Source organism: Cellulomonas denverensis (assembly GCF_012396125.1).
Lineage (GTDB): Bacteria > Actinomycetota > Actinomycetes > Actinomycetales > Cellulomonadaceae > Cellulomonas > Cellulomonas denverensis.
Genome location: NZ_JAAXOX010000003.1, coordinates 341,919 through 367,447, shown reverse-complemented (window position 1 = coordinate 367,447; position 25,529 = coordinate 341,919). Strand labels below are relative to the sequence as shown.

General features: G+C 71.0%; 29 protein-coding genes and 3 tRNA genes. 16 read left to right on the top strand and 16 right to left on the bottom strand.

The annotated features are described in order from the left end of the window. Positions 1-29 precede the first annotated feature (29 nt). Positions 30-1,247, top strand: coding sequence for an amidohydrolase (locus HGA03_RS08530; RefSeq protein WP_247602022.1), 1,218 nt, complete (start codon positions 30-32; stop codon positions 1,245-1,247). Further along, positions 1,247-2,737, top strand: a complete 1,491-nt coding sequence (locus HGA03_RS08525) for an MFS transporter (protein ID WP_168629815.1) — start codon at positions 1,247-1,249, stop codon at positions 2,735-2,737. Before HGA03_RS08530 ends, HGA03_RS08525 begins: the two co-directional genes overlap by 1 nt. 17 nt (positions 2,738-2,754) lie before the next feature. Here HGA03_RS08525 and HGA03_RS08520 read toward each other — a convergent pair whose 3' ends face one another. Next, a complete protein-coding gene (locus HGA03_RS08520; protein ID WP_168629814.1) occupies positions 2,755-3,273 on the bottom strand; it encodes a MarR family winged helix-turn-helix transcriptional regulator in 519 nt (172 codons plus the stop codon). 142 nt (positions 3,274-3,415) lie between these two features. On the opposite strand from HGA03_RS08520, the gene HGA03_RS08515 reads away from it, so the two are divergent. From HGA03_RS08515 to HGA03_RS08490, 6 genes are all read left to right on the top strand, one after another. After that, on the top strand, positions 3,416-3,619 hold the full coding sequence (locus HGA03_RS08515; protein WP_168629813.1) for a hypothetical protein: 204 nt from the start codon (positions 3,416-3,418) through the stop codon (positions 3,617-3,619). Between the two features lie 153 nt (positions 3,620-3,772). Then, a complete protein-coding gene (orn, locus tag HGA03_RS08510; RefSeq protein WP_203767267.1) occupies positions 3,773-4,375 on the top strand; it encodes an oligoribonuclease in 603 nt (200 codons plus the stop codon). 73 nt (positions 4,376-4,448) lie between these two features. After that, a tRNA-His gene (locus HGA03_RS08505) sits at positions 4,449-4,524 on the top strand. Between the two features lie 401 nt (positions 4,525-4,925). Continuing rightward, entirely contained in the window at positions 4,926-8,189 is a 3,264-nt protein-coding gene (locus HGA03_RS08500; RefSeq protein ID WP_168629812.1) for a hypothetical protein, read from the top strand. A gap of 29 nt (positions 8,190-8,218) precedes the next feature. After that, positions 8,219-8,665, top strand: a complete 447-nt coding sequence (locus HGA03_RS08495; protein WP_168629811.1) for a hypothetical protein — start codon at positions 8,219-8,221, stop codon at positions 8,663-8,665. 111 nt (positions 8,666-8,776) lie between these two features. After that, positions 8,777-8,914: a hypothetical protein gene (locus HGA03_RS08490; RefSeq protein ID WP_168629810.1), complete on the top strand. Its 138-nt coding sequence runs from the start codon at positions 8,777-8,779 to the stop codon at positions 8,912-8,914. Positions 8,915-8,960: 46 nt separating this feature from the next. Here HGA03_RS08490 and HGA03_RS08485 read toward each other — a convergent pair whose 3' ends face one another. After that, positions 8,961-9,878 carry an ATP-grasp domain-containing protein gene (locus tag HGA03_RS08485; protein ID WP_168629809.1) on the bottom strand — a complete coding sequence of 306 codons (918 nt, stop codon included), beginning with the start codon at positions 9,876-9,878 and terminating at the stop codon, positions 8,961-8,963. A gap of 44 nt (positions 9,879-9,922) precedes the next feature. Further along, positions 9,923-10,930 (bottom strand): ABC transporter ATP-binding protein, encoded by a 1,008-nt coding sequence (locus tag HGA03_RS08480; RefSeq protein WP_168629808.1) that lies wholly within the window; start codon positions 10,928-10,930, stop codon positions 9,923-9,925. Between the two features lie 105 nt (positions 10,931-11,035). Between HGA03_RS08480 and HGA03_RS08475 the strand changes: the two genes are divergently transcribed. From HGA03_RS08475 to HGA03_RS08465, 3 genes are all read left to right on the top strand, one after another. Continuing rightward, a complete protein-coding gene (locus HGA03_RS08475; protein WP_168629807.1) occupies positions 11,036-11,767 on the top strand; it encodes an ABC transporter permease in 732 nt (243 codons plus the stop codon). 1 nt (position 11,768) lies between these two features. Continuing rightward, complete coding sequence (locus tag HGA03_RS08470) at positions 11,769-12,527, top strand: ABC transporter permease (protein WP_168629806.1); 759 nt, start codon at positions 11,769-11,771, stop codon at positions 12,525-12,527. An 82-nt stretch (positions 12,528-12,609) separates the two neighbouring features. Then, a complete protein-coding gene (locus HGA03_RS08465) occupies positions 12,610-13,614 on the top strand; it encodes a glycine betaine ABC transporter substrate-binding protein (protein ID WP_168629805.1) in 1,005 nt (334 codons plus the stop codon). 54 nt (positions 13,615-13,668) lie between these two features. Here HGA03_RS08465 and HGA03_RS08460 read toward each other — a convergent pair whose 3' ends face one another. The 5 genes from HGA03_RS08460 to HGA03_RS08440 form a co-directional block, all read right to left on the bottom strand. Continuing rightward, positions 13,669-15,117, bottom strand: coding sequence for a dihydrolipoyl dehydrogenase family protein (locus HGA03_RS08460; RefSeq protein WP_168629804.1), 1,449 nt, complete (start codon positions 15,115-15,117; stop codon positions 13,669-13,671). Positions 15,118-15,182: 65 nt separating this feature from the next. Then, complete coding sequence (locus HGA03_RS08455; RefSeq protein WP_168629803.1) at positions 15,183-15,815, bottom strand: class I SAM-dependent methyltransferase; 633 nt, start codon at positions 15,813-15,815, stop codon at positions 15,183-15,185. A gap of 72 nt (positions 15,816-15,887) precedes the next feature. After that, positions 15,888-15,963 (bottom strand) — tRNA-Lys (locus tag HGA03_RS08450). Positions 15,964-16,039: 76 nt separating this feature from the next. After that, positions 16,040-16,219, bottom strand: a complete 180-nt coding sequence (locus tag HGA03_RS08445; RefSeq protein WP_168629802.1) for a hypothetical protein — start codon at positions 16,217-16,219, stop codon at positions 16,040-16,042. A gap of 56 nt (positions 16,220-16,275) precedes the next feature. Continuing rightward, complete coding sequence (locus HGA03_RS08440; RefSeq protein WP_168629974.1) at positions 16,276-16,572, bottom strand: GroES family chaperonin; 297 nt, start codon at positions 16,570-16,572, stop codon at positions 16,276-16,278. A gap of 120 nt (positions 16,573-16,692) precedes the next feature. Between HGA03_RS08440 and bcp the strand changes: the two genes are divergently transcribed. The 3 genes from bcp to HGA03_RS08425 all read left to right on the top strand — a co-directional run bounded on the left by bcp (position 16,693) and on the right by HGA03_RS08425 (position 17,803). Further along, on the top strand, positions 16,693-17,166 hold the full coding sequence (gene bcp / locus HGA03_RS08435) for a thioredoxin-dependent thiol peroxidase (RefSeq protein ID WP_168629801.1): 474 nt from the start codon (positions 16,693-16,695) through the stop codon (positions 17,164-17,166). A 32-nt stretch (positions 17,167-17,198) separates the two neighbouring features. After that, positions 17,199-17,281: transfer RNA gene (locus HGA03_RS08430), tRNA-Leu, on the top strand. A gap of 21 nt (positions 17,282-17,302) precedes the next feature. Then, positions 17,303-17,803, top strand: coding sequence for a CDP-alcohol phosphatidyltransferase family protein (locus HGA03_RS08425; protein ID WP_168629800.1), 501 nt, complete (start codon positions 17,303-17,305; stop codon positions 17,801-17,803). Between the two features lie 342 nt (positions 17,804-18,145). Here HGA03_RS08425 and trxA read toward each other — a convergent pair whose 3' ends face one another. Then, complete coding sequence (trxA, locus tag HGA03_RS08420) at positions 18,146-18,517, bottom strand: thioredoxin (RefSeq protein WP_168629799.1); 372 nt, start codon at positions 18,515-18,517, stop codon at positions 18,146-18,148. Between the two features lie 155 nt (positions 18,518-18,672). On the opposite strand from trxA, the gene HGA03_RS08415 reads away from it, so the two are divergent. Then, the gene (locus HGA03_RS08415) at positions 18,673-19,236 is read left to right on the top strand and encodes an NUDIX hydrolase family protein (RefSeq protein WP_168629798.1); all 564 of its coding nucleotides are present in this window, start codon (positions 18,673-18,675) and stop codon (positions 19,234-19,236) included. Positions 19,237-19,286: 50 nt separating this feature from the next. Continuing rightward, positions 19,287-19,853, top strand: a complete 567-nt coding sequence (locus tag HGA03_RS08410; protein WP_239073491.1) for a Pr6Pr family membrane protein — start codon at positions 19,287-19,289, stop codon at positions 19,851-19,853. On the opposite strand, the gene HGA03_RS08405 is transcribed toward HGA03_RS08410, so the two are convergent. The 7 genes from HGA03_RS08405 to clpS form a co-directional block, all read right to left on the bottom strand. After that, positions 19,850-21,475: an ABC-F family ATP-binding cassette domain-containing protein gene (locus tag HGA03_RS08405; RefSeq protein ID WP_168629972.1), complete on the bottom strand. Its 1,626-nt coding sequence runs from the start codon at positions 21,473-21,475 to the stop codon at positions 19,850-19,852. The genes HGA03_RS08410 and HGA03_RS08405 overlap by 4 nt on opposite strands. A 1-nt stretch (position 21,476) precedes the next feature. Beyond that, complete coding sequence (rdgB, locus tag HGA03_RS08400) at positions 21,477-22,094, bottom strand: RdgB/HAM1 family non-canonical purine NTP pyrophosphatase (protein ID WP_168629797.1); 618 nt, start codon at positions 22,092-22,094, stop codon at positions 21,477-21,479. After that, positions 22,091-22,849 (bottom strand): ribonuclease PH, encoded by a 759-nt coding sequence (gene rph, locus HGA03_RS08395; RefSeq protein WP_168629796.1) that lies wholly within the window; start codon positions 22,847-22,849, stop codon positions 22,091-22,093. Before rph ends, rdgB begins: the two co-directional genes overlap by 4 nt. A gap of 23 nt (positions 22,850-22,872) precedes the next feature. After that, positions 22,873-23,682, bottom strand: a complete 810-nt coding sequence (locus HGA03_RS08390; RefSeq protein WP_168629795.1) for an MBL fold metallo-hydrolase — start codon at positions 23,680-23,682, stop codon at positions 22,873-22,875. A gap of 129 nt (positions 23,683-23,811) precedes the next feature. Then, positions 23,812-24,627, bottom strand: a complete 816-nt coding sequence (murI, locus tag HGA03_RS08385) for a glutamate racemase (protein WP_168629794.1) — start codon at positions 24,625-24,627, stop codon at positions 23,812-23,814. After that, positions 24,624-25,223 carry a DUF2017 domain-containing protein gene (locus HGA03_RS08380; RefSeq protein WP_168629793.1) on the bottom strand — a complete coding sequence of 200 codons (600 nt, stop codon included), beginning with the start codon at positions 25,221-25,223 and terminating at the stop codon, positions 24,624-24,626. Before HGA03_RS08380 ends, murI begins: the two co-directional genes overlap by 4 nt. Next, positions 25,223-25,528, bottom strand: coding sequence for an ATP-dependent Clp protease adapter ClpS (gene clpS / locus HGA03_RS08375; protein WP_168629792.1), 306 nt, complete (start codon positions 25,526-25,528; stop codon positions 25,223-25,225). The genes HGA03_RS08380 and clpS overlap by 1 nt, the downstream gene beginning before the upstream one ends. Position 25,529: the final 1 nt, after the last annotated feature.

The window sequence follows — 25,529 nt, the reverse complement described above, 5'->3', positions numbered from 1 at the left end:
AGATCCGACCATCGAAAGCGATGACGCCCATGACAGCGGTCACCGAGGTCCTCGCCCCGCTCGCCCAGACGCGGCAGTGGCAGGAGGAGCTCTACGTCCACCTCCACCAGCACCCCGAACTCAGCTCGCACGAGACCAGGACCGCCGCCGAGATCGCCCAGCGGCTGACCTCCTTCGGCTACGACGTCACGCCGATCGGCGGCGGCGTGGTCGGTGTGCTGGCCAACGGCGCGGGCCCGACGGTCCTGGTGCGCGCCGACATCGACGGGCTCCCGGTCACCGAACAGACCGGCCTGCCCTATGCCTCCACGGACACCGCCGTCGACGAGCAGGGCAACACGGTGGGGGTGATGCACGCCTGCGGGCACGACGTGCACATCACCACCCTGCTCGGCGCCGCGGAGCTGATGGCCGCCACCCGCGGCCCGTGGAGCGGCACCTTCATCGCCCTGTTCCAGCCCGCCGAGGAGACCGCCGCCGGTGCGCAGGCGATGCTGGACGCCGGCCTGACCGGGGCGATCCCGCGCCCGGACGTCGCCCTCGCCCAGCACGTGCTCGGTCACGAGGCGGGCCGGATCGGCATGACGGACGGGCCGGTGCTGTCCGCCGCCGACTCGATCCGCATCACGCTGTACGGCGCGGGCAGCCACGGGTCGATGCCGCAGCTCGGCGTCGACCCGATCGTGCTCGCCGCGGCGGTGGTGCAGCGGCTCCAGGGCATCGTCGCCCGCGAGATCGCCCCCGGTGAGCCCGCGGTGGTCACCGTCGGTGCCCTGAACGCCGGGACCAAGAGCAACATCATCCCGGACCGGGCCACCCTGCTGGTGAACACCCGGGTCTACTCCGACCAGGTCCGCAGCCGGGTGCTGGCCGCGATCGAGCGGATCGTGCGCGCCGAGTGCGAGGCCTCCGGCGCACCGGAGCCGCCGACCTTCGAGTACTACGACCAGTTCCCGCTCACCCGCAACGACCCCGGCACCACCGCGACGGTCCGCGCCGCGATGGAGGCGCACTTCGGCGACCGGGTGTTCACGATGGACGCCCTGTCCGCCAGCGAGGACTTCAGCCGGATCCCGGACGCCTTCGGCACGCCGTACACCTACTGGGGGCTCGGCGGCTTCCCGGCCGCCGGCCAGGCCGCGCCCAACCACTCCCCCTTCTTCGCCCCGGTCCAGCAGCCGACCCTGACCGCCGGCACCGAGGCGGTCGTCGTGGCCGCCCTGGCCTACCTCTCCAAGGACGCATGATGAGTTCCGCCACCTCCCCCGCCCCGACGACGACCGGCTACCGCGGCAGTGCGAAGCTGCTGACCGGCATCGTGCTCGGTGTCCTGACCTTCTGGCTGTTCGCCGGGTCGATGGGCACCGTCGCACCCAACGTGCTCGCCGACATCAACGCCGGCGCCGAGCACATCTCCGCCTCCGCGATGAACATGGCGGTGTCGATCACCGCGCTGTTCTCCGGGCTGTTCATCGTGCTGATGGGCGGTCTGGCCGACAAGGTCGGCCGGCTGCGGGTGGCGATCGCCGGCAACGTGCTCGGCATCGTCGGCTCGCTGTTCGTCGTGGTGGCGGCCGGCGATCTCGCCCTGCCGCTGATGCTGACCGGGCGGGTGATCCAGGGCCTGTCCGCCGCGTGCATCATGCCCTCGACCATGGCGCTGCTGCGGGCCTACTGGGACGGCGCCGACCGGCAGCGCGCGGTGTCGATGTGGTCGATCGGCTCCTGGGGCGGCTCCGGGCTGTCCGCGCTCTGCGGCGGGATCATCGCCACCACGCTGAACTGGCGGTACATCTTCGTGCTGTCGATCGTGGTCTCGGTGATCGCGATCGTGCTGATGCTCGGGGCGCCGGAGAGCAAGGTCGAGTCGACGGTCCGCAAGAAGTTCGACGTGCCGGGCCTGGTCGCGTTCATGGCGATGACCCTGGCGTTCATGATCGTGGTGATCTTCGGCCGACAGATCGGCTGGGGCTCGCCGGTGATCTGGATCCTCGCGGTGGTCGGGGTGGTCGCCGCGGTGGTCTTCGTGACCCTGGAGAAGCGCAACTCCGACAACCCGTTCATCGACTTCGCCCTGTTCCGGAACAAGACGTTCTCCGGCGCGACGCTGTCGAACTTCCTGCTGAACTGCACGATCGGCCTGCTGATGGTCTCCCAGCAGCTGTTCCAGATGTCCGACAAGGGCTACACCCCGCTGAAGGCCTCGGTGCTGACCATCGGCTACGCGGTGTTCATCATCGGCCTGATCCGGGTGGGCGAGAAGCTGCTGCGCGCCTACGGTCCGCGCAAGCCGATGATCTGGGGCACGCTGATCGTGGCGCTGTCGGCGATCCTGCTGATCCCGACCAACCTGCTGGTCGGGCAGTACCAGGTGCTGGCGATCATCGCGTACTGCCTGTTCGGCATCGGCCTGGCGTTCTACGCCACCCCGTCCACCGACGCGGCGCTGTCCAACCTCCCGGCGGACCAGACCGGCGCCGGGTCGGGCATCTACAAGATGGCGTCCTCGCTGGGATCCGCGGTCGGTGCGGCGGTGTCGCTGACCATCTTCTCCTCGATGGCGGGCTCCGGGGCGAGCTGGCTCGGCACCGTGCTGGCCACCCAGGGCACCCTGGACAACCAGGGCGTCCGGCAGGCCGCGTCGGTGGCGATGATCTTCAACCTGGTGCTGACCCTGGTCGCGCTGGCGTCGATCCTGATCACCGTCCCGAAGGGCACGAAGTACAACGACGACTGATCCGGTGCGGCGCCGGGTCAGCTCCGACCCGGCGCCGCGGCCTCCTGGACGGCGGCACACCGGGGCGCGCGCCGCCCGTCCGGGTCCAGCGCGGTCAGCACCGCCAGCGCGATCGCGTCCAACTGCTCGACCTGCTCGGAGCTGAGCCGGTCGATCACCAGCCGGCGCACCTGGGCGACATGACCCGGCGCCGTGGCCAGGACCGTCGCCCAGCCGTCCTCGGTCAGCGTCGCCAGGGTGGTGCGCCGATCCCCGGGGCTGCGGCGGCGGTGCAGCAGCCCGCGGGCCTCCAGCCGGGTGGCGACGTGGGACAGCCGGGGCAGGCTGGCGTTCGTCGCCGCGGCGAGCCGGGTCATCGCCAGCGTCCGGTCCGGCGCCTCGGAGAGCTTCGCCAGCACCAGGTAGTCGTAGTGCGACAGCCCCGCATCCCGTTGTAGCTGGTGGTCCAGCGCCCCGGGCAGGAGTTCGGCCACCGCCTCCAGCCGGGTCCAGGCACGCAGCTCCGCCGGGCTGAGCCAGCGCGGGTCGGTGGGCATCATCCGATCATAGTTGACAGTTCAACCACAGTCGATATTCGGGTGACCCGTGTGGGTGGTCGGTGTTCTCCTGGAGTCACACCGCGGTGAGTCCCGGGGTCCGGCCAGACCCCCGCTGTCCCAGCACAGGAGACCCACCACCATGCACCCCATCAGCACCTTCGACCTGCACCGGCTCGACCAGCAGGAGCGGCTCGCCGCCTCCCTGCGGGCCGCCGACCGGGCGCGCACCACCCCGGTCCGCGCCCGGCACTCCGACCGGCACCAGCATCCGCCGGATCCGTCCCCGCGACCGGCATGGTTCGGCAACGGCCTGCGCGCTCCCCTGGTGGAGGCGCTGCGCTGAGCACCGGACCCGGCCGGGGTCGTCGCACCCGATCCACGCGACGACCCCGGCCTCTTCCATGCCCGGAGCCGCTTCGGACGTAGGCTGGCCCCCGTGAGCACCGTCAACAACCAGCAGGGCAGCGCCGACCGCATCGTGTGGATCGACTGCGAGATGACCGGCCTGGACTCCGTGCACGACGCGCTGGTCGAGGTCGCCGCCGTCGTCACCGACTCCGAGCTGAACGTGCTCGGCGACGGCGTGGACGTGGTGATCGCACCCCCCGCCGAGGCCCTGGCGCAGATGGGCGACTTCGTCCGGACCATGCACACCACCTCCGGGCTGATCGACGAGCTCGCCGCCGGCACCACCCTCGCCGCCGCCGAGCAGCAGGTGCTCGATTACATCCGCACCTGGGTCCCCGAGCCGGGCAAGGCCCCGCTGGCCGGCAACTCGGTCGGCACCGACAAGGTCTTCCTCGACCGCGACATGCCCGGCCTGATCGGTCACCTGCACTACCGGGTGATCGACGTCTCCTCGATCAAGGAGCTCGCCCGCCGCTGGTACCCCCGGGTCTACTTCAACTCCCCGAAGAAGAACGGCGGCCACCGCGCACTCGCCGACATCCTGGAGAGCATCGACGAGCTGCGCTACTACCGTGCCGCGCTGCTGGTCCCCCAGCCCGGCCCGGACTCCAAGACCGCCAAGTCGATCGCCGCCGACGTCGCCGCCAGCTCGGTCGCCGCCGCCCACCTGGCCGCCACCCGGCCGGAGTGACGTCGGCGACATCGGCCGATTCCTCAGCACGGCCCTGCACCCGCTACACTCGTCCAGGCCCGCAAGGGCGATGGTGGCTATAGCTCAGTAGGTAGAGCACCTGGTTGTGGTCCAGGGGGTCGCGGGTTCAAGTCCCGTTAGCCACCCCAGTCCGGCCCCAGCATCTCGATGCTGGGGCCGGTTCGCTTCTCGTCTTGGCCCGGCCAAAGCGGCGCGGTCATCGGCCATCCCCATGGTCGCTCATGGTGCAGAACTGAACTGAGCACGTTACCTACGTTCGGTTGCTTGCGTCCGTAGCCGGGAAGAGAAAGGCTCGGTCTCCAGCATCGCGCTCCGTCTACTCGTCCACGTGCTCACCCAGGCGGTCGATGCTGCCGTGGTGATCGCCAGCGATAGCGACCGGGGATCACCAAGCCCCAAGAACGGCGAACCGGAGCTGCCGCGCTGCTGGTCTGCTCGGGCACACCGCCCAGCCCTTCTGGGGCCAGGTTGTCTTGTCTACATGTCTCAGCGGACACCGTGACAGGCCTCGGCGCACCCAATCATTGCGGTGGGGAACAGCCTCGCACAAGATCTTGGCGTCGACCGGTGGGCTGTGGGGCTGGGGGGCTGTGGCCAGTTCTACTGCTCGAGGAGAACGCACCGATTGGGGCCCGCTGGCATCGAATGCAACAATCTCATCATAGCAGGTATCCGTACCGACAACGTCCCGCACACCGTCGACGGGCCGTCCGTAGTTGCTGCGGCGTCCGCCTTGATGCTGCTCCCGGAGAACGCGTCGAGATACCTACGTCTGCACCGCATGGCGGCTCTCGGCATGGCGCTTGAGGACCGGGAGATCTCCGCCGCGAGTTCCAGCGCTGTCCGCGCACTGCTGAAGACCGACGACGTCGGCGGTCCGGATGTCCTTCGCCAAGAAGATCCCTACTCTGAGGTCCTTGTGCAGAGCATCGATTTCGCCGGCGGACCATACCTTGTCTCGCCGGGCAGCGGAGACCATGCAGTGGCCGACGTCAAGAGTCTGATCGACGCGATGCTTCGTGAACCTTGGGTTGACAACGACCTTTACCAGCCAGCATACCTACTGGTCCACGGCCTGCTCATCGTCAGCGACCTTGTGTTGAGCCGGGCCGGCCTCCAGCGTGGCACCCTGCCGCGGGGCTCCGCACGGACGCCCGTCGACGTTCCCGGAGCCGCGAAACTGAAAGAACTAGCTTCCGCTGCGTTCATCTCGAGCGACGACCTCGACTCGTACGAGCCGTGGCTACGCATGGTCATCGACACCTTCGCGCTCGATCCGGGCACCCTCACCGAACCCTGTGAAGACGACATCACAGATGACCGACTCTATATGTACCCATTCCTCCGCCTGGACGACGGGTACCGGGTGGTACTCCCTCTCGATCTGCTTGTGACGATACGCTTTCATTTCTTGCGGTTCGCGAAGCAAGCCGGCCAGCTCGAGGAACTAGGACGGAGATGGCGAACTGCCGCGCGCTTTCGCGTCATGCGCCTGCTCGACCGAAACAGCACCGCAGTTCTCCTCCAAGAGGACGATGTGGTCACCCGGTACCTGTTGCCGATCGATGGCAGACGCGACCTGCATGTCGTACTCGCAACCGACCCGCTGACCGACTGGGATATCAGCGTCTGGGACCACATGCGCGACACCGGGGCGGCTCTGGCGCGCCTCGCTTACCTGATGGCGCCCGAGGAGCGGCTCACGTACTCGAGCGCCTCGACGCTTCTGCACCTTGTCATAACAGACAGCCCAGGTGGAGCCGCGTTCTGGGGTGTTCCTAACATCGACGGCGCTGACCCGATGCTCATCATCAGGTCAGACGATCTCGAGGTCATACTTCATCACGAACCTGATGGGGCTCTTGGCCTACTCCTCTTCGCCGAAGCGCAGGATAGGCGTCCCGGAAATGCATGGGTAACCGACATCCTCGACGAGTTCAGCGTCTACGAGGGGCATGATAAGTCGTTCTACCTCTCGGACGGGCCACAACCGAGCATGACAGTATTCCAGACCGGAGAGGCACTTACGCCTCGCGCCAAGTACCAACTCGAGATCGACGCACACGGAGTGATCCCGCCGGTTGACCCCAAGATCATCGTCCCAGCCCGGCGCCGATACCGAAGCGACGGAACCGGCATCTATGTTGTTGACCCACGCAGCCCTTTCCAGGGTTATGTGGTCGAGCTGTCCGCGGCCAGCGTCTTCATAACTGTCGACCTGGACGACAACGGGCCGGTGGGTGTCGAGGCCGAGCTCATGGAGTGCGCTGCCTTTTGGATCTGGGAATGCGCGAACTACGTCGGCGGCGTGCCGACGACGAACCCGAGCGCCGAAGTTGTGCTCAAGCTCTCCTCACCCGAGGCATGGCGAAGGCCGAGCGACTGCTCGCAGTCCGTTCCTGCAGTGCGTGTGTCCAGCCGTGCCAATGGCTTTGTCTTCGAGATCACCGAGACATTCGTCGCTCTCTTGCAGGAAAGAGACAATGATGCCGAGCGCGAGCTCGTGTTGGCACTACTGGAAAACCTGTTCGCTGTAGCGACCTCCGATCTGCCAGCAATCCTGGATCGGGTCGCGCCGTGCGGAGCAAAGCGCATGCTCAACGCTTTCGATCAAGGCCAGGCACCCGACATGTGGGCGAAAGAGTTGCCGCGCCCACTGACAGGACACTCCCAAGTGACCGCGCAACTGCTCGATGACCTGGGCAACTGGCTGCGGTTGCCGTCAGGTGCCAGCTTGCCGATAGGCGTCTTAAACGGGAAAGATCGCGTCGCTGCCCTCAACGCGGCGGTCAAATACCTCTTTGAGCGCCTCGAAAGCGAGATTGTCGCCTACGAGCCCCGCGGCCTTCTCGAGTACCTCATCGCGCAGAACGAATCGCTCCTCCATAACGCCAAGTTCCTCGACATCGTGCTTCGGTCGCGAATTGCGTGCTTCGGGGCGATTTCTGAGGCAGCCACCGATCTCGTTGAGGAGCGCAAGGCGAGCTCGTCTGCGCAGCGCGCCAACCGGTTCCTGATCGAGTACGTGGCAGCGCGTCCGCCAATCGGCACCGAGCAGGTCCAGACACGCGACTACTACGGACTACTCAGCATCGCGAGGGAGATCGCCGAGAGAGGAACGGCGTCGGATTTCCTCCATCATGGCTTGGCGGACTTCGAGGTGTCGATCCTCGAGTCCGGGCGCCTCGGAGTAGAACCGGACCACCCGGTTCATCAAGCGTTGGAAACGTACACGGCAAACTCTGGCTTCCGATCTATTCGCGAGGCCCAATCCGACGAGCCGACCGACGAACCGAGCCAGTTCGATTTTGACGATTTCCTCGCAATGAGCGCCGAAGCTATGCGTGCAGAGTTCGGATTCACTTTCGAGGAGCTGCGCGAGGTATGCGGGGCTTTACTGGATCTCGGCGTCGCCGACCGCGTGAATCGCGTCGAACGAACGCGCGCCATCACCGAGATCTCGAGGAGCAGGGGTCTCACCCGAGAGACCGTGGGTGGGGTTCTCGACAAGATTACGCTCGGCCCCAGGCCGTCGTTCATGTCGATCGGAAACGACGCGGTGCCGTGGCGCTTCAACCGAGACAAGTCGTACGTCCGCAGACCCGTCGTCCGACAGGGGTCAGATCTTGTTTTCGGCTTCCGGTCACTTTACCGGCTTGGACCATTCTGGGTCGACAACCTTCTCTCCGGTCGACTCCAAGGGCGGGCCGAGACCGACGAGATGATCAGATTCATCTCCAGACACGACGTCGAATCAACGACCAGTTCGCGGAACGGGTCGCTCGTAAGCTAGATCGTCTCGGCTTCGCCACTCGTCTTTCGGTGAAGAAATTCGGAAAGAGGCGAGTGGTCGGACCGGACGGCAATGACATCGGCGACATCGACGTCTTCGCGTTCCATGAGGCCAGCAACGCCGTCGTCGCCGTTGAAGCCAAAGACTTCGAGGTCGCCCGCACGCCAGCGGAGATCGCCAATGAGGTCGCGAAGCTTTTCACTGGAAAGGACGGCAAGAGATCAACTGTCGAGCTCCACTCGCGACGGATCGACTGGCTCCGAGACAACATCGCCATCGTTGCTGCCGACCTGGGCCTTTCCCCAGACACTAAGATCAAGGTACTCGGTGCCGTCGTTACCAGCGAGCCGCTGATCATGCCCCTGGTGACGAAGAGCCCGTTCCCCGTCGTCGCCATCGACGACCTCACCTCCGAGGCGGTCGGGGTCGACGGTGCACGACAACGGTCCCGCCGCAGACGGAACCGCGGGCGATAACTGATCCCTGCCGTTGTCCGCGCATGCCACTAAGCAAGCGCGGCCGTCGCCCGTGGCGTCCTGCGCAACCCGGAGCACGCCCAGCGGCACGTCGACGGTCAGTACCGGCTGTTGTTCGTCCGGGGTGCCGACGCGGCCGGGCTGGCGAACTGGCACGGGCTGGTCCAGAGCGGGCAGCAGGCGGACGTCACGGTCAACGTCCTGGTCGGCGAGGAGTACCGGCAGCGCTCGATCACCCGCTTCGGCTGAGCGGACGGTCCGTCGGAGCGCACAGCCGCAGCTCCGGCGGGCCGGCTCAGAGCCGCGACTCCACCACGTCCGCGAACCGGGTCACCGCCTGCGGCGCCTGGGCGAAGAACAGCGACGGCTCGATCAGTTCCAGCTCCAGCACCACCGGGTTGCCGTCATCGTCCGGCACCAGGTCGACCCGGGTGTAGGCCAGCGGGCCGTCCACCCCGCGGATCAGGCCGGGCAGTGCCTCGATCACCCGGCGGCCGACCTCGAGCTCGGCCGCGGAGGCCTCGCGCGGGGTCATGACCTCCTCCTTGTAGAGGACACCGGCCATCTCGTCCTGCTCGTAGGGGCCGGTGAGCAGCGGCTCCTTGCGCACGGCGTGTGAGAGTTCGCCGTCCAGGTAGACCAGCGCGGTCTCGCCGACCTCGTCCACCTGGCGCAGGTAGCGCTGGACCATCACGTGCCGGCCGGAGTCGAGCAGCCGCTTGGCGTGCATGATCCCCTGGGCGCGGGAGTTGGTGACGCCGGCGGCGTACCGGCCGGTGTCCCGGGCGCCGGCGCTGACGGTGGGCTTGATCACGAAGTCGCCGAACGCCGGGAACCGGGTGTGGATCGCGCGGGCGTTGAAGTTGCGCTCCGGGTCCAGCCAGATGGTGGGCACGATCGGCAGCCCGGCGGTGTCCAGGGCGCGCTGGTACTGCTTGTCGATGTTCCAGCTGATCACCGAGGCCGGGTTGAGCAGCTTGGAGCCGGAGGTGACCCGCTCGGCCCACCAGCGGAAGTCACGGGGGTGCTCGGTGTAGTCCCAGGTGGAGCGGACCACGACCAGGTCGAAGTCGGACCAGGTCACGGTGGGGTCGTTCCAGACCACCGGCCGCACGTCGTGTCCGCGGCGGCTCAGCTCCTCCACCAGCGGGTGGTCGTCCGGGTCCAGGTCGGGCAGAGCGGCGCAGGTGGCGAGTCCGATCGTCGTGGTCACCCGGTCAGGCTACCCATCCGTCGGGCCCGGCGGCGCGGGGTGGGTCAGGCGGACTCGGTGACGGGTGCCAGGTCGGCGCCGTCGTCGATGATCCGGCGCAGGGCGCGCAGCACCCCGTCGGCGTCCAGGATGCCCACCGTCGCGTCGCCGTCCAGCACCGGGACCGCCCCGGTCCGGGCCTCGGCCAGCGCGGTGAACGCCTCCGCCAACGGGCTGCCGATCCGGACCGCGGTGCGCGGGTCGACCGGCAGGTCCTCACCGAGGGCGATCTCGCGCAGGTCGCCGCGTTCCACCGTGCCCAGGCCGAGCAGCCGGGTGGCCGCGTCCTTGCCGACCAGATCGGCGACCGCCGGGCTCGCCGGGGCGGTGAGCACCCGCACCGGCTCGTCCAGCTGTTCCAGGTGGCCGCCGCGGCTGAACACCGCGACCCGGTCGGCCAGCTGGACCGCCTCGTCCACGTCGTGGGTGACCAGCATGACGGTGGTGCCGATCTCGCTGTGGATCCGGCGGAACTCGGCCTGCAACCGTCGCCGGCCCACCGGGTCGACCGCGCCGAACGGCTCGTCCATCAGCAGCACCGGCGGGTCGGTCGCCAGGCCGCGGGCCACCCCGACCCGCTGCCGCTCGCCGCCGGACAGCTCGTGCGGGTAGCGCTTGGCGTACCGGCCGGGCTCCAGGCCCATCAGCTCCAGCAGCTCACCGACCCGGGCTCGGGTGCGGGCCCGGTCCCAGCCGAGCAGCCGGGGCACGGTCGCGACGTTCTGCTCCACCGTCCGGTGCGGGAACAGGCCGACGTTCTGGATCACGTAGCCGATCCGGCGGCGCAGGGCGACGGCGTCCACGTGCGTGACGTCATCGCCGCCGAGCAGGATCCGGCCGGAGGTCGGTTCGACCAGCCGGTTGGCCATCCGCAGGGTGGTCGACTTGCCGCAGCCGGAGGGGCCGACCAGGGCCAGCAGCTCGTGTTCGCGCACCTCCAGTGACAGGTCGGCCACGGCCACGGTCCCGTCGGGGTACTCCTTGCGGACCTGCTCGAACGCGATCGCTGTCATGGCCGCGACGCTACCGGTCGGCACCCACAGCTGCTCACGGTCCGGTCACGATCACCCCGGTTCGACCGGCGGGTGTCGGTGGCCCCCGGTAGCGTCCCTGCGGTGATGGCCCTGACCAGCGCACTCCGGGTGCAGCACGACGTCCCCGCCGTGGTGACCGCCGCCGATGGCGGTGCCGCGGCGAACCCCTGGCTGTCCTGGGAGTACGTCCAGCGCAACTGGGGCGACATCAGCCACGCCCTGCAGCAGCACACCAGCCTCACCCTGCAGGCGATCGCGATCGCGGTGCTGATCGCGATCCCGCTGGGCATGCTCGCCCACCTGCAGCCCCGGCTGGCCGCCCCGATCGTGGGGGTGTCCTCGGTGCTCTACACCATCCCGTCGCTGGCACTGTTCACCGTGCTGGTGCCGTTCACCGGCATCGGGCGCACGCCGGTGCTGATCGGGCTGGTGGTGTACGCCCTGCTGGTGCTGGTCCGGAACGTGATCGTCGGCCTCGGCGGAGTGGACGACAGTGTCCGGGATGCCGCGCGCGGGCTCGGGTACGGCCGGGTCCGGCTGCTGCTGACCGTCGAGCTGCCGAACGCGCTGCCCGCGGTGATCGCCGGGGTCCGGTTGGCCACGGTGACCACGGTGGCGCTGGTGACCGTCGGCGTCGCGGTCGGGTACGGCGGGCTCGGGGAGCTGATCTTCCGGGGATTCCGGAACAACAAGTACCACGCGGAGATCCTCACCGCGACGCTGCTCTGCCTGGCGCTGGCCCTGCTACTGGACCTGGTCTGGTGGTTGATCGGCCGCGCGGTCACCCCATGGGCCCGGCGGCGGAGGGAGGCCTGAGATGGACGTGCTGCGCGATGCCTTCACCTGGCTGAACGACCCGCTGAACTGGACCGGCCGCAACGGCGTGATCGCCCTGGCCGGCGAACACCTGCGGCTGAGCCTGATCGCGGTGCTGCTGGCCGCCGTGGTCGCCCTGCCGCTCGGGGTGTGGCTCGGCCACCGGCGCTCCGGTGGGGTGCTCACCGTGGTGCTGGCCAACACCTCCCGGGCCCTGCCGACCTTCGCCCTGCTGACCATCTTCGCGTCCACCGGGCTGTTCGGGTCCCGGGCCACGATCCTGGCAGTGGCGATCTTCGCGGTGCCGCCGATCCTGGCGAACGCCTTCACCGGCCTGATGGAGGTGGACCCGGACGTCCGGGACGCCGCCCGCGGGATGGGGATGAGCGGGAGCCGGTCGCTGTTCCTGGCCGAACTGCCGCTGGCGCTACCGCTGATCGGCGCCGGACTGCGGACCGCCACCACCCAGGTGCTGGCCACCGTCCCACTGGCCGCGCTGGTCGGCGGTAAGAGCCTGGGCTCGATCATCGTCAGCGGGATGGCCCTGCAGAAGTACGGCCAGGTGGTCGCCGGGGCACTTTTGGTCGCCGCGCTCTGCCTGGTGATCGAGGGGGTGCTGGCCGCCGTGCAGTGGCTGGCCACCCCCGAACCGTTGCGTACCCGTCGCCGTCCGCGCCGCACCGGCACCAGCCCGCAGCCGGACGACACCCCCACCCGCCCCGACGACCGTGACCGGACTGTGACCCCGGCGACCGCCTGAGCGGTTGCCGACCCCCGGCGGCGCCGGTCGAATGAGCGACGCCGTCCCCTGATCCCGACCGCCACCCGATGGAAGAGGACCCATGAAGGCACCCCGCACCACCCTCGCCGCCACGGCCGCGGGGGTGCTCCTGCTCGTCGCCGCCTGCGGCGACCCGGGCTCCGGCGGTGGATCCGCCGACCCCACCTCGGACACCAACGCCGGCGGCACAGTCTGTGAGCCGGTGGCCGGTGACCAGTTGGTCGTGCTGGAGGACGACCAGGGCCTGCAGAACGCCGACAACGTCATCCCCGCCGTCAATGCCGAGGCCGCCGCCGCGGACCCGAACCTGATCCCGCTGCTGGACCAGGTCTCCGACGCGCTGGACACCGACAAGCTGATCCAGCTGAACAAGGCGGTCGACATCGACCGGCAGACCTCCTCCGAGGCAGCCGCCGCCTTCGTCGAGGACGAGGGCCTGGCCTCCGACGACGCCACGCTGGGGGCGGGCAAGTCCGTGGTGATCGGCGCCGCGAACTTCTCCGAGAGCGCCACGCTGTCCGAGATCTACTCGGCGGTGCTGAAGTCGGCCGGCTACTCCACCGAGGTGCAGACCATCGGCAATCGGGAGACCTACCTGCCCGCGCTGCAGAGCGGCCAGATCACGGTCACCCCGGAGTACGCCGCGACGCTGACCGAGTTCCTCAACACCGCCGCGAACGGGGCCGACGCGGAGCCGCAGGCCTCCGGTGACGTGGACGCCACCGTCGAGGCGCTGACCACCCTCGGCGCCGACGTGGGGCTGACCTTCGGTGCGGTCTCGGCCGCCCAGGACCAGAACGCCTTCGCGGTCACCCAGGCGTTCGCCGACGAGCACGACGTCACGACGCTGTCCGACCTGGCCACCGCCTGCGAGGGCGGCGTGACCCTGGCCGGCCCGGCCGAGTGCCCGGAGCGCCCGTTCTGCCAGCCGGGTCTGGAGGAGACCTACGGCATCGAGATCACCGACTTCACCGCCTACGACTTCGGCCTGATCGGCGACGCCGTGCGGGGTGGCGAGTCGGTGATCGGGCTGGTGCTGTCCTCGGACGGTTCGCTGGCCGGCTGATCCCGGACGCGGCGACGGGCCGGGGAGCTGCGGCTCCCCGGCCCGTCGTGCGTCTCAGAGCCCGGTGGTCTCCAGCAGCCGGAGCCACACCTCGCTGACCGTCGGGTAGGCGGGCACGGCGTGCCACAGCCGATCCAGCGGGGTTCCCGCCACCACGGCGGTGGTCGCGGTCTGCAACAGCTCCGCGGCATCCGGTCCGGTGAACGTCGCACCCACGATCACCCCGGCGTCCTCGTCCACCACGATCTGCGCGGTGCCGTGGTAGCCGTCGGCGCTGACCGACGCACCCGCCACCGAGCCGATCGGGTAGCTGACCGCCCGCACCGTCCGGCCCGCATCCCGGGCCTGCTGCTCGGTGAGCCCGACCCAGGCGACCTCCGGGCGGGTGAACACCACCTGCGGCACGGCGGCGTGGTCGGCGGTGGCCCGGAACCGGGACCAGTCCCCGGCCGCCCGTTCCTGCTCCCGCAGCGACTCGTCGTCGCCGAAGCGCGCGGCCACCACGTCCCCGGCGACCCGGGCGTCGTACTTGCCCTGGTGGGTGGTGGCGGTCCGGCCGGTGACGTCGCCGACCGCGAACAGCCAATCGTGGCCCGGCACCTGCAGCGCGTCGTCCACCGTCAGTCCGTCCAGCCCGAGCACCTCCAGGCCCAGGTCAGCGGTGCGCGGCCGGCGACCGGTGGCGACCACCAGCTCATCGGCATCCAGCGTGGACTCCCCCTGCGGCCCGGTCACGGTCAGGTGCACGCCACCCGAGTCCCGGCGCACCGCGGTGGTCTCGGTGCCGAACCGCAGATCGACGCCGAGGTCGCGCAGGGCGGTGCCCACCTCCTCGGCGGCGAACGGCTCGGCGCCGGTCAGCACCCGGTCGCCGCGCACGATCAGCGTGACCTCGGCGCCCAGGTCGCGGTACGCGGTGGCCATCTCCACCCCGACCACCCCGCCGCCGAGGATCACCAGCCGCCCGGGCACCTGTTCCACCGCGGTCGCCTCCCGCGAGGTCCACGGCTGCGATTCGGCCAGCCCCGGGATGCCCGGGATCACCGGCTCGCTGCCGCTGGCCACGATCACCGCGTGCCGGGCGATCACCCGGGTGCTGGTCCCGGTCTCCTCGTCCTCGACCAGCAGTTCCTTCTCCCCGGTGAACCGGGCGGAACCGCGCAGCAGGGCGAGCCCGGCCGACTCCAGCCACTCGACCTGCCCGTGGTCGTCCCAGTGCGAGGTGAACTCGTCCCGCCGGGCCAGCACCAGCGCCGGGTCCAGGGTGCCGGTGATCAGCTCCGCCGCCCCGGGCACCGCCCGCGCCTGGGCGAGCACCGACCCCGGCCGCAGCAGCGCCTTGGACGGCATGCAGGCCCAGTAGGAACACTCACCGCCCACCAGCTCGCGCTCCACCACCAGCACGGACAGCCCGGTGCGGGCCGCACGGTCGGCGGCGTTCTCCCCCACGGCACCACCACCGATCACGACCACGTCGTAGCTGAGGGTCTGGTCCTCGCTCATCGCATCGCTCCATTCCTCGGGTGTGCCCATCGTGGACCCGCGGGGGTGAACCGGCAGGTCGACGCTCACACCCGCCGGGCGGCGATCACCACCTGCGGGCGCTGCTGCGGCACCGCGGCGGCGAACCGCTGCTCCAGCACCGGTCGCAGGCCGGCGCCGGCCAGCAGTTCGGCCAGCCGCTCCGGGCGCCACAGATGGGTCGTCCAGCCGACCGGCACCCCGCCGTAGGCCTCGGTGCGGTGCAGCTCGCCGTCCCCGGCGTGGAACCCGACCAGCGCCAGTCCACCCGGCCGCAGCGCCCGGGCGAAGCCCGCGAACACCCCTGGCAGCTGCGGCCGGGGCAGGTGGAACAGCGACCACCAGCCCAGGATCCCGGCCAGCGTTCCGTCCTCGACCCCGAGCGCCGTCGCCGATCCGGTGTCGAAGCGCACCGCGGGGAACCGCCGTCGAGCGTGCTCGACCATCCGCGGCGACAGGTCGATTCCACGCACGTCCACCCCGTGCGCGGCCAGGAACGCGCTGACCTGCCCGGGGCCGCAGCCGACATCCAGCACCGGGCCCCGGTCGCGCACCTGCTCGGCGAAGGCGACCAGCACCGACCGCAACCACGGTTCCTCGGCCAGGTCACCCACCCCGAGCTCGACGTAGCGGTCCGCCACCCGGTCGTAGTCCTCGCGCAGTTCCGCCAGCTCGTCCATGCCCCGGACGGTACGGACCGGCACCCACACACGACGAAGGCCCCGCACCCGATCGGTGCGAGGCCTTCATGCTGGTGCGCCATCAGGGACTCGAACCCCGAACCCGCTGATTAAGAGTCAGCTGCTCTGCCAATTGAGCTAATGGCGCGCGAGGAAGAAGTTAGCACCCTCCCGGTGTCGGACGCGAATCGGTTCCGCGCGGTCGCGGCCGGTCGTGATGCAGGTCACGCGGTGTGCTCGCCCTCGGCCCACCACTCGTCCTCCGGCAGCCCCTCGGTGCGCAGGATCTCGCCCGAACGCGGCTCGGCGGTCGCCAGGTCGGCGAGCAACGTGAGCGGCACGTGCTCCGCCAGCAGGTCCATCACGGCGCGCGCCTCGGTCGGCGCGGACTGATCGTCGCCCACGATCGTCCCCTTTCCTCCGGCCTTATCGGAACACCGCGGCCGGAGGGGCGCAACAGCTACAGGTACAGGCCGGTGCCCTCACCGCCGTCACGGGGCTCGGCGACCGCGTGCACGTCCTTCTCCCGCAGCAGCAGGTAGGTCGCGCCGGCCAGCTCCACCTCGCCACGCTCGTCCGGGTCGAACAGCACCCGGTCGCCCACCGACACCTGGCGCACGTGCTGCCCGGCGGCGACCACCGCGCCCCAGGCCAGGCGCTTGCCGACCACCGCGGTCGCCGGGATCACGATCCCGGCACTGGACCGGCGTTCGGCCGCGTCGGCGTCCAGCTCCACCAGCAGGCGGTCGTTGAGCATCCGGATCGGCAGCTCGGGGCGGGAGTTCTGGCTCACAGTCACGGGAGCAGACGCTACCCGGAGCCCTGACTACCCTGTCCACGGGCGCACCAGGCGCCCGCGCGATCGAGGAGAGCCGCCATGCCCCGCCTGTCCGCCGGTGACACCGCCCCCGACTTCACGCTGCCGACCGCCGACGGCGGCACGCTGACCCTCTCCGAGCTGCGCGGGCAGCACGTGGTCGTCTACTTCTACCCGGCCGCCGGCACGCCGGGGTGCACCAAGCAGGCCTGCGACTTCCGGGACAACCTCGCCTCGCTGCAGTCGCACGGCTACCGGGTGGTGGGCGTCTCCCCCGACTCCCCGGCGAAGCTGGCCCGGTTCGCCGAGGCCGAGGACCTGAGCTTCCCGCTGGTCTCCGACCCCGAGCACACCGTGATGGAGCAGTGGGGCGCCTGGGGCGAGAAGAAGCTGTACGGCAAGGTCGTCACCGGCGTGATCCGTTCCACGGTGGTGCTGGACCCGGCCGGCGTCGTCGAACTCGCCCAGTACAACGTCAAGGCCACCGGCCACGTGGCGAAGCTGCGGCGCGACCTGGGGATCGACGCAGCCTGAGCCGGCCGGACCTGGCATCATCGACCAGGTCGGCGGGAGTGGTGAAACGGCAGCCACGCCAGGTTTAGGTCCTGGTGCTCTGATGAGCGTGCGGGTTCGAATCCCGCCTCCCGCACCCCTGTCCCGCGGAGGACCCGTGCGCCGTCTGCTGCCCGACCTGTTGACCTGGTCCCGGGTCGTCGTGGCCCTGGTGCTGCCGTTCATCGCGGCGCCGGTCCCCGCGCTGATCGCCTACCTGTGGTGTGGGCTGAGCGATGTGCTGGACGGCCGGCTGGCCCGGCGGTGGGCGGTGGACTCCGAGCGCGGCGCGGTGCTGGACACGATCGCGGACGTCGCGTTCTGGGTCGGGGTGCTGGGCTGGCTGCTGTGGCGCACCGACGTGTTCGGGCCGGCGCTGTGGGTGGTGATCACGGGGGTGACCGTGATCCGCGCGGCAGCGGCGCTGGCGCTGCGGCGACGGGTCGGCGCCTGGCGGTCGATCCACACCCCACTGGACCGGATCACCGGCGGCGTGCTGTTCGTGGTGGTCCCGGTGGTCGCCGCGGTGGGTGCGATGCCGCTGTGGGTGCTGCTGCCCGTCGGTGCGGTCGCGGTCGCCGCGGCACTCGACGAACTGCGCCGCGCGGCCCGGGCGTAGCGGTCTGCCCGCGTCGAGGGCGCAGTCCGCGTTGGTCTCACGCCCGCTGGACCACCGTGAGCTGCGCCCTCGACACGACGAGTACGCGATTCGGGCCCGGTGCGGACGCGGGCGCTGGGCCCTCCGCGCGACGAGTGCGGAGAAGTTGCTGCGGTTCGGGCGATTCGGGCGACAGGTTCTCCGCACTCGTGCCGGGCGGGGCCGGGCGCGGGACCGGGCCGTGGCGCGACGAGCACCAGGTGGAGCCGGGGCGGGGCCGTGGCGCGACGAGCATGTGGCGGAGCGTGGGCCCGGGCGCGACGAGGCCCCCGCACCGGTGGGTGCGGGGGCCTCGTGCGTGGGTCAGTTCTGTGCGGCCGACGCGGCGGCGATCTGCGCCCGCACGTCGTCCATGTCCAGGCCCTTGACCGCGTCGACGACCTGCTCCAGCGCCGGGCCGGGCAGTGCGCCGGCCTGGTTGAAGACCAGGATGCCCTCGCGGAAGGCCATCAGCGTCGGGATCGAGGTGATCTGCAGCTGAGCGGCGAGCTCCTGCTCCGCCTCGGTGTCCACCTTCGCGTGGACGATGTCCGGGTGCGTCTCCGAGGACTGCTCGAAGATCGGTCCGAACCGCTTGCACGGGCCGCACCAGTCGGCCCAGAAGTCCACCAGGACGATGTCGTTCTCGTCGATCGTCTTCTGGATGGACTCGGCCGTCAGTTCGGTCGTTGCCATCGTCTGCCTCCCGTTTCCTTCAGTGAACGCCCGATAGAGCGCTCCTGCCGCGCTCAGTATTCCCGTGGGCGTTCCGGACGGCCTCCCGGGGGTCGTCCGGAGTGGTCAGGCGCGTCGGGCGTGCCCGCGACCGGCCGCTCGGGTACAACATCCAGGTGACCGACACCGCTGATCTGCCCCCGGAGCCCCACGAGTCCGGCCGCCCGGCCGGTTGGCTGAGCGCGGAGGGCATCGCCGCCGTCCGCCGCCAGCTGCCGCTGCTGTACGTCGACGCGGTGCCGGTCCGGGTGGACGACTCGGGCGATGTGGTGGCGGTGGGGCTGCTGCTGCGGGTGACCCCGGAGGGCGTGATGTCCCGGGCGCTGGTCTCTGGCCGGGTGATGTACCACGAGCGGGTGCGCGACGCGCTGCTGCGGCACATCGAGAAGGACCTCGGCCCGGTGGCGCTGCCCCAGGTGCCGCCCTCGCCACAACCGTTCACGGTCGCCGAGTACTTCCCCACCCCGGGCGTGACCCCGTACCACGACCCCCGGCAGCACGCGGTGTCCCTGGCCTACGTGGTGCCGGTGACCGGCGACTGCCGCCCGCAGCAGGACGCGCTGGACCTGGCCTGGCTCACCCCGGAGGAGGTGTGCAGCGAGCAGGTGCAGGTGGAGATGAACGGCGGTCAGGGCCTGCTGCTGCGCCAGGCGATGGCGCACGTCGGGCGGATGCCCTGAGCGGCCGGCGGGCGCTGTACGCACTGCTCGGTCTGGCGGCCCTGGCCGGGGTGCTGATCGAGCTGGGCAATGCGGTCGCCGAGGGCGGCGACGGCGAACGGCTGATCCGGCTGTTCAGCTACTTCACCATCCAGTCCAACCTGCTGGTGGTGCTGTCCAGCGCCCTGCTGGTCGCCCGGCCGGCCGGCGGTGGACGGGTGCAGGCGGTCATCCAGCTCGATGCGCTGCTGTGCATCCTGGTGACCGGGGTCGTCTACCACACGGTGCTGGCCGGCGAGGCGGCGCAGCTGACCCCGAGCGGCCAGGTGGCGAATCTGCTGCTGCACACGGTGTCCCCGGTCGGGGCGGTGCTGGTCTGGCTGCTGGCGGGTCCACGGCCGCGCTGGACCTGGTCCTCGGTGGGCTGGTCGGTGGTCTACCCGCTGGCCTGGGTGGCGTACACCTTCCTGCGCGGCGCGGCAGTGGGCTGGTATCCGTACCCGTTCCTGGACGTCGGGGAGCTCGGCCTGGCGGTGGCGCTGCGGAACACCGCGGTGGTGGCGGTGGTCTTCCTGGTGCTGGCGGTGCTGGCCCGCGGGGTGGAGCGGCTGTTGCCGGCGACGCCTGCCGCGGACTAGAGCCGCACCTCCGGCCACCCCGACAGATCCGCCCGCATCGCCCGGTCGTGGGTGGCGACCACCACCGCGGCGGAGGTGACCTGCAGCGCCGCGGTCAGCTCGTCCACCAGCCCGATCGACAGGTGGTTGGTCGGCTCGTCCAGGATCAGCACCTGCGGCGCGGGCACCAGGGCCATCGCCAGGGCGAACCGGCGGCGCTGGCCCACCGACAGTTCGGCGAGCGGGCGGTCCAGATCGGCCTCGTCCAGCAGCCCGAGTGCGGCCACCGGGACGATGTGCGCCGGGTCGAGGGCGCCGGTGCGCAGCAGGTCCAAGGCGCGGGCGGCGGCCGCCTCGAAGCCGGTCATCCGCAGCTGGTCGGGGGTGGTCTCGTCCTGGGCGAGCACGCCGAGCCGCAGGGCACGGGCGGCGCTGCGGTGCCCACGGTCCAGCGGCAGGCGGCCGGCCAGTGCGGCAAGCAGGGTGGACTTGCCGGCGCCGTTCGGGCCGGTGACCAGCAGCCGCCCGGCCGGTGGCAACTCGATCCGCACCCCGGGCAGGTCGAGCCGGCCCTCGACCCGCGGGGCGCGCAGCTCGAGCAGCGGTCCACCACGGTAGGCGTCCTCGACCCGGCTGGAGGTGGGCAGCGAGGGCAGGTCCGGGAAGGCCAGTTCCAGCGGCGGCACCGGGACATCGACCGCCTCGGACTCCAGCTTCTGCACCAGCCGGTCGGCGGCCTTGACGTGGATCCGGGCCCGGGTGCCGCGCCGGTGCTTCTGCGACCCCTTGGGCGGCCGCCACTCGTCGGACAGGCCCTCGTAGGACCGGTCGAGCCGGTACGCGAGCTGCGCGGCGCGCTTGCGCTCCTGGGCGTAGCGGACCCGCCAGCGACGCAGTGCCTGGTCCTTGGCGAACCGGTAGTCGGCGTACCGGGTGGCGCCGTAGAGCACCGGGCGGCCGTCCATCGACGGGTCCAGGTCGAGGATGGCGGTCATCACGTCGTCGAGCAGCTTGCGGTCGTGGGTGACGATCAGCACCACCCCGGCCCACTGCTGGAGCTGGGCGGTCAGGTAGTCGATGCCGCCCGCGTCCAGGTGGTTGGTCGGCTCGTCCAGCAGCAGGATGTCGGCCCGCTCGGCGATGTGGCAGGCCAGCCGCGCCCGGTAGGCCTCGCCGACGCTGAGCGAGCCCAGGGTGCGGGCAGGGTCGCGCGGGGCACCGAACCGGGTCAGCGCCTCGTCCACCCGGCGGTCGACGTCCCAGGCGGCCAGGCGCTCTGCGGCGGCGATCGCCTCGCTCAGCTCCCCCAGGTCCCCGGCATCGTGGTCGAAATCCGCCACCACCCGGTCCAGGCGCTCGGCGGCCGCCCGGACCTGCCCGGCGGTGCGCGCGATCAGGTCGCCGACGGTGGCCTCCGGCGGCAGGTCGAGCTCCTGGTGCACGACCGACACGGTGCCGACCGTGCGCACCTCGCCGCTGGACGGCGCCAGGTCGCCGGCGAGCAGCCGCAGCAGCGTGGTCTTGCCGGCACCGTTCTCCCCCACCACGCCCACCCGGTCACCGGCGGACGCGGTCAGCACGACGCCGTCCAGCACCGGCCGGCCGGGGTAGCCGAAGCTCACCCGGTCGGCGACCAGGTGGATCTCAGGCACTCAGGACCCGCACCACCACCGGCGCCAGGGCGCGGAACGCCTGCCCGCGGTGGGAGATGGCGTTCTTGCGCTCCGGTGCCAGCTCCGCGGCGGTCAGCTCGCCGCCCTCGACGATCAGGATCGGGTCGTAGCCGAAGCCGTGCTCCCCGCGCGGGGCGTGTGCCAGGCGGCCCTCCAGGTAGCCCAGCTCCACGTGCTCGGCGCCGTCCGGGGTGACCAGGGCAGCGGCGCAGGTGAACCGGGCCGCGCGGTGCTGGTCGGCGATGTCGCCGAGCTGGGCCAGCAGCAGTTCCAGGTTCGCCCGGTCGTCGCCGTGCCGGCCGGACCAGCGGGCGGAGAAGATCCCGGGCGCACCGCCGAGCACGTCCACCGCCAGGCCGGAGTCGTCGGCCACCGCGGGCAGCCCGGTGAAGGCCGCTAGCGCCCGGGCCTTGATCAGCGCGTTCTCGGCGAAGGTGACCCCGTCCTCCACCGGCTCCGGGGCACCGACGTCCCGGGCACCGACGATCGAGGCCGGGTCCAGGCCGGGCAGCGCCGGGGCCAGGATCGCCCGCAGCTCGCCGATCTTGTGCGCGTTGTGGGTGGCCAGCACCAGCCGGGGGGCGGTCATCCGCGCACCGTGGTCCGGCCCGGGGCGGCCAGCGCCTCGGCCTGCAGCCGGGCGAGCTCGCGGGTGCTGCCGATCGCCAGGTCGAGCAGCTGGTCGAGTTCGCTGCGGCGGAACGGGGCGGCCTCGGCGGTGCCCTGCACCTCGACGAAGTCGCCGGAGCCGGTCACCACCACGTTCATGTCGGTCTCCGCGCGCACATCCTCGACATAGGGCAGGTCCAGCACCGGGCGGCCGTCCACGATGCCGACGCTCACCGCGGACACCGAGTCCTTGAGCACGGTGCGGCCGGCGGCGATCGCCCCGCGCTCGATCCCCCACGCCACCGCGTCGGCCAGCGCGACGTAGGCGCCGGTGATCGAGGCGGTGCGGGTGCCACCGTCGGCCTGCAGCACGTCGCAGTCCAGCACGATGGTGTTCTCGCCCAGCGCCGCGACGTCGATGATCGCGCGCAGCGAGCGGCCGATCAGCCGGGAGATCTCGTGCGTGCGGCCGCCGACCTTGCCGCGGACCGACTCGCGGTCCGACCGGGTGGTGGTGGCCCGGGGCAGCATCGAGTACTCCGCGGTCACCCAGCCCTCGCCGGAACCCTTGCGCCAGCGCGGCACCCCCTCGGTGAACGAGGCCACGCACAGCACGGTGGTGCCGCCGAACTCCACCAGCACGCTGCCCTCGCCGGCGTCCAGGAAGTGGCGGGTGAGGCTGATCGGGCGCAGCTGGTCGAGGGCACGCCCGTCCGGGCGGGGGATGTCGGTCATACCGGCACCCTAACCGTCCCGGGTCACAGCTCCACGGTCAGGCCGGGCCGGGCGATCTGCACCGGGCCGTCGTACTCGGCGACCGCCTCGGCCAGGGTCCGGGCCGGGTCGTTCCAGGCCACCAGGTGGGTCAGCACCAGGGACCGGCTGCCGCCACGGGCCGCCGCCCGGGCCGCACGCGCGCCGGTGAGGTGGATGCCGCGCGGGGTGTGCGGGCTGCCCTCCAGGTACGCGGCCTCGGACAGCAGCAGATCGGTGTCCGCAGCCAGGGTGTCCAGGCCCGCGCACTCGTCGGTGTCGCCGGTGTAGGACAGCGTGACCCGCTCCCCCGGGCGGACCGACGACGGCCCGGTCACCCGCAGCCCGAAGGACGGCACCGGGTGGTCCACCGGCACCGGGTCGATGGTGAACGGGCCGACGGTGACCGGTTCGCCCTCCCGCCAGGTGCCCAGCGTGACGTGCCCGCCGGTGTCGGTGGCCGGGTCGTGGCCGGACAGCTGGGACAGCCGCTCGCCGAGGCCGGCCGGGCCGTACATCGGCAGTGGCTCGTCCCGGGGGCAGCCGGTGGGCGCGTACCGGAGCATCACGCCCAGCACCACGACGTCGGCGATGTGGTCGGCGTGGGTGTGGCTGATCGCGATCGCGTCCAGGCAGCTCGGGTCCAGGTGGCTCTGCAGCGGGCCGAGCGCGCCGTTGCCCAGGTCCATCAGCAGATTCCACTGCCGGACTTCGCCGGTGCGCGGGTCGGGGCCGTCGGCCTGGACCAGATAGCTGGACGCAGCCGATTCCGGGCTGGGGAAAGACCCCGCGCAGCCCACGACGACGAGCCTCATCTACGCCTCCTGCTCCGGCGGGCCGTGCCCCCATCGGACGGCCTCACCCGCGACATGATGCCGTGCAGGCGGCGTTCACGGTCGGTCGGAGGACCCAGATCACGCGTGGCGCTCGTCACGCCACCGGCCTCAGCGCAGCGCGTCCCGGGGTTCGACCGCGGTGACCTCCGGCCCGAGGAACCGGCGGGCCAGCCGCTGGAACGGCTCCGGGTCGCCGGTGGCCAGGAACCGGTGCTGCGGCGGGCCGGCCGCCGGGTCACGCTCCAGGTCGTGTGCGACCAGGGTGCGGTACACGTCCTTGGCGGTCTCCTCGGCGGAGGACACCAGGGTGACGTCCTCGCCCATCACGTAGGAGATCACGCCGGTGAGCAGCGGGTAGTGCGTGCAGCCGAGCACCAGGGTGTCCACCCCGGCCTCCTTCACCGGGCGCAGGTAGTCGTCGGCGACGGTCAGCAGCTCCGGGCCGGAGGTGATCCCGGCCTCGACGAACTCGACGAACCGCGGGCAGGCCCGGGTGGTCAGCTCGATCCCGGGCGCCACCGCGAAGGCGTCGTCGTAGGACTTGGACTCCACGGTGGTCTTGGTGGCGATCACGCCGATCTTGCCGTTGCGGGTGGCGGCGACCGCGCGGCGGGCGGCAGGCAGGATCACCTCCACCACCGGCAGGCCCCGGCGCAGCGTGTACCGCTCCCGGGCGTCGCGCAGCACCGCGGAGGAGGCGGAGTTGCACGCGATCACCAGCATCTTCACCCCGGCGTCGACCAGGTCGTCCATCACTTCCAGGGCGTGGGCGCGCACGGCGGCCAGCGGCTTGGGGCCGTAGGGCGAGTTCAGGGTGTCCCCGATGTACAGGACGGACTCCTGCGGCATCTGGTCCAGGATGGCGCGGGCGTTGGTGAGACCACCGACCCCGGAGTCGAAGATGCCGATCGGAGCGTTGTTCACGACTCCGAGGGTAGCCCGGCCAGCAGACAGCTCATCAGCGTCTCCTGCCACCACCCGAGTGCCAGGAAGATCGAGCCCAGATAGTGCCGGACCTGCGCCGCGCGGTCGCCCGGGTCCGGGTCGCCGGCCACCAGATCGTCCTCCAGCGCCTGGCTGGACTCCTCGTCGGTGATCCCCAGGCGCTCGCCCAGGACCAGCCGCAGATCGGTGAGGGTGGCCGCCAGCCGGTGCGCCTGGTCCCGGGGCACCCGGATCGGGTCGCCGGAGGCCAGCAGCCGGTACAGCGCGGCCAGCCGCTCGATCTTCTCCTGGCGCAGGTCGTCCTCGGTCAGCCGGCGGAATTCGGCGCTCAGCTCGGCGTCCTCGCGGGAGGCGTCCGGCAGCAGCCGGTGCACGGCGGGATCGTCCGGGGCCGGGATCGGGTCCAGCCGCAGCCGGAAGCCCACCGGCTCGGCCGACGGGTCCTCGGTCCGCTCTTCCAGCCGCCCGGCACCGAGCAGTTCGGCGACGTCGGCCACCACGGAGGCGAACACCTCCCGCTCCTCGGGATCGGCCTCGGAGACCAGGTGGTCGCCCTCGATCCGGAACCCGCGCATCAGTCGGTGCCCGCGCCGCTGCGCTGCATGGTCGCCCACAGCCCGAAGGAGTGCATCGCCTGCACGTCGATCTCCATCTTCTCCCGGTTGCCCGAGGACACCGCGGACCGGCCCTGCTCGTGCACCTCCAGCATCAGCGTGGTGGCCTTCTGCTCGGAGTAGCCGAAATAGCTGCGGAAGACATAGGTGACGTAGGACATCAGGTTCACCGGGTCGTTCCAGACCACCGTCACCCAGACGTCGTCCAGGGCGGAGTCCTCCCGGGTCAGCTCCTCCGGGACCAGCTCGACAGACACGCCGTCCATG

Excerpts from the sequence above, each read along its gene's own strand:
- HGA03_RS08390 (WP_168629795.1), bottom strand. The coding sequence starts at position 23,682 with ATGAGGCTCGTCGTCGTGGGCTGCGCGGGGTCTTTCCCCAGCCCGGAA.
- HGA03_RS08515 (WP_168629813.1), top strand. The coding sequence starts at position 3,416 with ATGCACCCCATCAGCACCTTCGACCTGCACCGGCTCGACCAGCAGGAG.
- HGA03_RS08475 (WP_168629807.1), top strand. The coding sequence starts at position 11,036 with ATGGCCCTGACCAGCGCACTCCGGGTGCAGCACGACGTCCCCGCCGTG.
- bcp (WP_168629801.1), top strand. The coding sequence starts at position 16,693 with ATGCCCCGCCTGTCCGCCGGTGACACCGCCCCCGACTTCACGCTGCCG.
- rdgB (WP_168629797.1), bottom strand. The coding sequence starts at position 22,094 with ATGACCGCCCCCCGGCTGGTGCTGGCCACCCACAACGCGCACAAGATC.
- HGA03_RS08460 (WP_168629804.1), bottom strand. The coding sequence starts at position 15,117 with ATGAGCGAGGACCAGACCCTCAGCTACGACGTGGTCGTGATCGGTGGT.
- orn (WP_203767267.1), top strand. The coding sequence starts at position 3,773 with ATGACCGGCCTGGACTCCGTGCACGACGCGCTGGTCGAGGTCGCCGCC.
- HGA03_RS08480 (WP_168629808.1), bottom strand. The coding sequence starts at position 10,930 with ATGACAGCGATCGCGTTCGAGCAGGTCCGCAAGGAGTACCCCGACGGG.
- trxA (WP_168629799.1), bottom strand. The coding sequence starts at position 18,517 with ATGGCAACGACCGAACTGACGGCCGAGTCCATCCAGAAGACGATCGAC.
- HGA03_RS08380 (WP_168629793.1), bottom strand. The coding sequence starts at position 25,223 with ATGCGCGGGTTCCGGATCGAGGGCGACCACCTGGTCTCCGAGGCCGAT.
- HGA03_RS08470 (WP_168629806.1), top strand. The coding sequence starts at position 11,769 with ATGGACGTGCTGCGCGATGCCTTCACCTGGCTGAACGACCCGCTGAAC.
- clpS (WP_168629792.1), bottom strand. The coding sequence starts at position 25,528 with ATGGACGGCGTGTCTGTCGAGCTGGTCCCGGAGGAGCTGACCCGGGAG.
- HGA03_RS08530 (WP_247602022.1), top strand. The coding sequence starts at position 30 with ATGACAGCGGTCACCGAGGTCCTCGCCCCGCTCGCCCAGACGCGGCAG.
- HGA03_RS08440 (WP_168629974.1), bottom strand. The coding sequence starts at position 16,572 with ATGCTCAACGACCGCCTGCTGGTGGAGCTGGACGCCGACGCGGCCGAA.
- rph (WP_168629796.1), bottom strand. The coding sequence starts at position 22,849 with ATGACCGACATCCCCCGCCCGGACGGGCGTGCCCTCGACCAGCTGCGC.
- HGA03_RS08455 (WP_168629803.1), bottom strand. The coding sequence starts at position 15,815 with ATGGACGAGCTGGCGGAACTGCGCGAGGACTACGACCGGGTGGCGGAC.
- HGA03_RS08520 (WP_168629814.1), bottom strand. The coding sequence starts at position 3,273 with ATGCCCACCGACCCGCGCTGGCTCAGCCCGGCGGAGCTGCGTGCCTGG.
- HGA03_RS08465 (WP_168629805.1), top strand. The coding sequence starts at position 12,610 with ATGAAGGCACCCCGCACCACCCTCGCCGCCACGGCCGCGGGGGTGCTC.
- HGA03_RS08525 (WP_168629815.1), top strand. The coding sequence starts at position 1,247 with ATGAGTTCCGCCACCTCCCCCGCCCCGACGACGACCGGCTACCGCGGC.